The sequence below is a fragment of the Cellvibrio sp. genome, from assembly GCF_053579595.1.
The window spans coordinates 1-4,122 of the sequence record NZ_JBRFPI010000387.1 but is presented as its reverse complement, the minus strand read 5'-3'; the positions used below and the strand labels follow the sequence as shown (position 1 = coordinate 4,122).

At 50.3% G+C, this 4,122-nt stretch carries 5 protein-coding genes; all 5 read right to left on the bottom strand.

The window, feature by feature from the left end; all coding sequences use genetic code 11:
• Positions 1-114: 114 nt before the first annotated feature.
• A complete protein-coding gene (locus ACWA6V_RS18250; RefSeq protein WP_449523833.1) occupies positions 115-840 on the bottom strand; it encodes a LytR/AlgR family response regulator transcription factor in 726 nt (241 codons plus the stop codon).
• Positions 841-878: 38 nt separating this feature from the next.
• On the bottom strand, positions 879-1,937 hold the full coding sequence (locus tag ACWA6V_RS18245) for a sensor histidine kinase (protein WP_449523832.1): 1,059 nt from the start codon (positions 1,935-1,937) through the stop codon (positions 879-881).
• On the bottom strand, positions 1,934-2,836 hold the full coding sequence (locus tag ACWA6V_RS18240; RefSeq protein ID WP_449523831.1) for an alpha/beta fold hydrolase: 903 nt from the start codon (positions 2,834-2,836) through the stop codon (positions 1,934-1,936). Before ACWA6V_RS18240 ends, ACWA6V_RS18245 begins: the two co-directional genes overlap by 4 nt.
• A gap of 160 nt (positions 2,837-2,996) precedes the next feature.
• Complete coding sequence (locus tag ACWA6V_RS18235) at positions 2,997-3,347, bottom strand: PilZ domain-containing protein (RefSeq protein WP_310072716.1); 351 nt, start codon at positions 3,345-3,347, stop codon at positions 2,997-2,999.
• A 60-nt stretch (positions 3,348-3,407) separates the two neighbouring features.
• Positions 3,408-4,122, bottom strand: a 715-nt coding sequence (locus tag ACWA6V_RS18230) for a DUF1631 family protein (protein ID WP_449523830.1), incomplete at its 5' end; no start/stop codon positions are given.

Here is a 4,122-nt window from a genome sequence, read left to right as displayed (position 1 = left end):
GTGGGCGCTATGCGTATGGCCGATTCAGCGGAACCTTTTGAGCCGGGTGTAATGAAAATCAGTGCACAGGTGTATGTGGTTTATCTGTTGAAATAAATTTCCGCTAGTGACGATTTAAAACTCCATTCTCTGTTTCAGCTCGCGTGCTTGCCGGCGCGAGCTGATCACTTCGGTACCGTCCTGCATCACAATCATCAAACCATCGCCAATCCAGGGTTCTATGCGGGCGATAAAATTCAAATTGATTATTTCCTGGCGGTTCGCGCGAAAAAAGGTGTTGGATTCAAGGCGTTCCTCCACATAATTTAGCGAGCGCGGCAATAGTGCGCTTTGGCTATGGAAAAACACCCGGGCGTAATTTCCCTCGACTACGATGCGGCTGATATCGCGGAATTTTACAAAGTGGCAGTGTTCACCTTCGCGGATAAATACATGTTCCGGTGGCGTCTGGTTAGGTGCGCGAGTGGTTTCCATTTTTGCATGCGGCCGGGCTGCGCTCGGTGCGATTTTTTCCAACGCGATTGTCAGCCGTTCTTGTGTTACCGGTTTTAGTAAATAGTCGAGCGCATTCACTTCAAAGGCACGCAGCGCGTGTTGTTCATACGCAGTAGTAAAGATAACCTTGGGGGTGTAATCGCCCTGTTCGAGCAAATCAAAACCGCTACCGTCAGGCAAGTGAATATCCAACAGCAACAATTCCGGTTGTAACTCATTGACAAGCGCGAGTGCGGATTGAACATCACCCGCTTCCCCGATAATGGTGCAGTGGGGATGCTCTGCTAACAAACCGCATAATTCTTTGCGCGCAAGGCGTGAGTCATCAACAATGATTATATTCATGCTAACTATTCCAGTTTTTTAGGGCGCTACACATTTTTTTAGAATGGCATGCATACTCGGGCTACAACGTTTTCACCAAGTTGCAATTCAAGTGTTGCCTGTGCGCCAAAGGCAATTGCCAAGCGTTCGCGCGCATTCGCAAGGCCAATCCCATTACCTTGGTGCAGCGCGGGTAATTCTGCAGCAGGGTTTTCCACTTCCAATTTCCACTCGCTGTTATTCAACCGCTGTGCACGCAGGCTCACCAGGCCACCGCTGCGACGACCGGCAACGCCATGTTTGATCGCATTTTCCACCAGCGTCTGCACTAGCAGTGGCGGCACTTTGGCATCCAGTAGCGAATCATCAATTGTAAACTCGTATTGCAAGCGCTGTTCAAATTGCAATGCTTCGAGTGCGAGATAACCGCGCACCCAATCAAGTTCTTCGCGCAGCGGTACAGTAATATGCGCCTCCGCCTGCAATAAGCCGCGCAGCAGGGTTGCCAAATCGGCCAAACCTTTTCGCGCTGCCTGTGGATCTTCCAGAATTAGTGAGCGCAGGTTGTTGAGTGAATTGAATAAAAAATGGGAATTGATTTGGCTACGCAAAAACTGTAATTCAATTTCGCGTAATTTGGCTTGGTCGCGCCAGTGGGCGATTTCTGTTTCGCGCCGTTTTTTAGATTCACTGCGCAATAAATACAGCATCGACCAGAGCGCTAACATAAATGCCGTATTAAACGTATATAAAATAAAACTGCCGATGCTAAACGGGTGAATGCCAGCGCTACGTTCTGGCGCTAACGCGACAACTGCATAAATCAGTAGGTGTAATGCTATTTGTATCGTCAGTGCCGCGAGTGGAATTAACCAGCCTAAATGCAGGCAGGTGCGCAAAAAGGTGAGCTGCGGCTGATTGCGCAAATAGAGCGCACGCAATTGGTGGCTGATGCATAACAGCATAAATGACAGTGTGACAAAAATGCCGATCGCCGCACTGGAAAAACTATTCCAGAGCATTGCAAAAATAATATTCAGCAGCAGATAGTTGCCCCAAAAAAAAACTTGCGCCAGCAGATACTGGCGCGAGTAGTTCGTAACATGTCCCTGATTCATTTTGCGCTCAAAAATTCGCTTATTTGTTGGTTGACCCAATCGCCATCATCCCAGGTTAAGAAGTGGTAGCCAGTATCGGACAAGCGTATATCAACATTTTTTAGTTTTGCATATTGCAGTTGATAAATTCCGGCCGTGCTGTCTTTGGTCGAGCCATAGGCTTTATAGGCGGCCCACGCACCTAACACCAGTGTGGGTTGTTTGATGGCGGCTACATCACCGCGCAGATCGGTGGTCATTAAGGCGACCATCGCTTGGGTGGTGGTTGCGCGGTCGCTATTTTTACTCCACTCGATCAAGAGCGGTAAGCGCGCAGGATTATTGCTCATCCCCTGCATATTGGCTGCCGCATTTTTTTCATAATCTGCCTGGCTTTGGTTGTTCATCATCACACGCATTTGCTCCGCTTGGGGGCGCATCAACTCGGCTGTGAGGGCCGGGTTTTGGATGGCGGGATAAAACGGCAGCGCATCGACAATCACCAGTCTATCAACCAACTCTGGTGCCTTAAGTGCAAGCATCAGACTGAGTGTGCCACCCAGGCTGTGCCCCACTAGCGTGACTTTTTGCAATTTATGGTTGTTGAGATAAGCCAGGATTTCGTCGCGCATGGCGATTAAAAAATCCTGTTGCAAACCGGGTGCAGCAGGATGACCTGCAAAACCAGGCAATTGCAACAAATGGCACTGGTAGTTTTTTTGGAGGTGATCGCAGGTAGCGCGAAAGGTTTCCTTGCCGCTGTTAAGCCCGGGGATAAAAATCAGCGCCGGGCCACTGCCTTTGGTTTCAACGGAGAGCGAACTCTTTATCGTCGCACTGTGGCTTTGATTGGCCGATATCATGCAGACCAGAATAGCGATCATGACCGCCATAACCCCACCGTTTTTTTTACACAACATACATTGCTCCTTATCCTGAGGTTGATTTGATTAACTCAACATCACTTTATAAGCAGTGTAAAAAGTGTGGGCAGGTTTCGTGAGAGTGGTTGTGAGCCGTGGCTAGTGGTCAAAAAAAAGGGCGAGCGGTAGGTCAGTCTGTGTGGATTGTAACAACCGCTCAGTCCGCACAACTCTGTGCAATATATTCCTTCCATTTCACTATGTCGGTGCCATCGGAATCAAACAGGCTGAGGCCAATGAGATAGTCGCCATCCTCATGGGGGCGGCACCATTTGACTTCAGTGACGAGCAAAAACTGGCGGTCACTGGCTTCATCGCGAATACAGCAGCGCAGGATGATATCGGTGGCAACCGCTTCGTGGGCAATCGCACGCAAACCATTGGCCGAAATGTCCAGGCTTTTGCTGACCACCAGGGTCGGTTCGCCGTTGGCCGATGAATCCAGTTCAATAATCACGGTGAGTTGATTGTCGAGCCGGTACTCCTGGCGCTGATCATTATTATTCATAGGTTTTTCCATCGCACTGCTACCTGAATGGTTTCCCGGATTTTTTAAGTGGTTTGTTGTTTAGGATACATCGCGACGTAAACCGCGAATCACTTTGGCCAACTGATCTTCAAAATTGTCGCCGTTGCGCAAAATTTTTAGCTGCTCTTCTACCATTAAGGTAATTAATTGCTCGCGTGTATATTCGGCCAGTTTGCGCCCGACTTGATCGGCAAAAATATATTTTCCGGTGGAGCTGATAATCACAGAGAGTTTTGCGCGTAATTTTTCGTCGGCATTTTGCTCTCTACTGATCTCCAGCCAGGCACCGACTTGCAATTCACTAATACTCTGGCTGGCTTGCTGGTGTTTAGCAATAGTTTCTGCTGCCTGGGTGACCGCTTGTTCAATGCGCAGCCGCTCGGCCTCGGCGGCTTGTTCAGCTTCGCGCCGCATTTTTTCATCGGCCAGTGCACGCGCTTCCATCATGGCTTTCCGCGCAGCGGTGCGGCGCGCTTCAAGCTGTTCTTCTATGCGCGCTTGTTCGGCGGGGCGCTCGCGTTCCGAGCGACCTTCGTCACGGCGCGGGGCACGCGGACGTTCTTCACGTTCGCGACTGCTCTCACGCTCGCGATTTCCACCATCGCGGGAACCTTGATCGCGCCCACCACCTTCGCGGCCTGGCGAATAAATCAGATAGGAAATGGCCTCTTCCCACGAGGGAACATCTTCGACGGGAATCACGGCGACGGGTTCGTCGTCTACACCGGCTACTCCTGGTTCCGGCAGCTCCCGG

Excerpts from the sequence above, each read along its gene's own strand:
- ACWA6V_RS18250 (WP_449523833.1), bottom strand. The coding sequence starts at position 840 with ATGAATATAATCATTGTTGATGACTCACGCCTTGCGCGCAAAGAATTA.
- ACWA6V_RS18245 (WP_449523832.1), bottom strand. The coding sequence starts at position 1,937 with ATGAATCAGGGACATGTTACGAACTACTCGCGCCAGTATCTGCTGGCG.
- ACWA6V_RS18240 (WP_449523831.1), bottom strand. The coding sequence starts at position 2,836 with ATGTTGTGTAAAAAAAACGGTGGGGTTATGGCGGTCATGATCGCTATT.
- ACWA6V_RS18235 (WP_310072716.1), bottom strand. The coding sequence starts at position 3,347 with ATGAATAATAATGATCAGCGCCAGGAGTACCGGCTCGACAATCAACTC.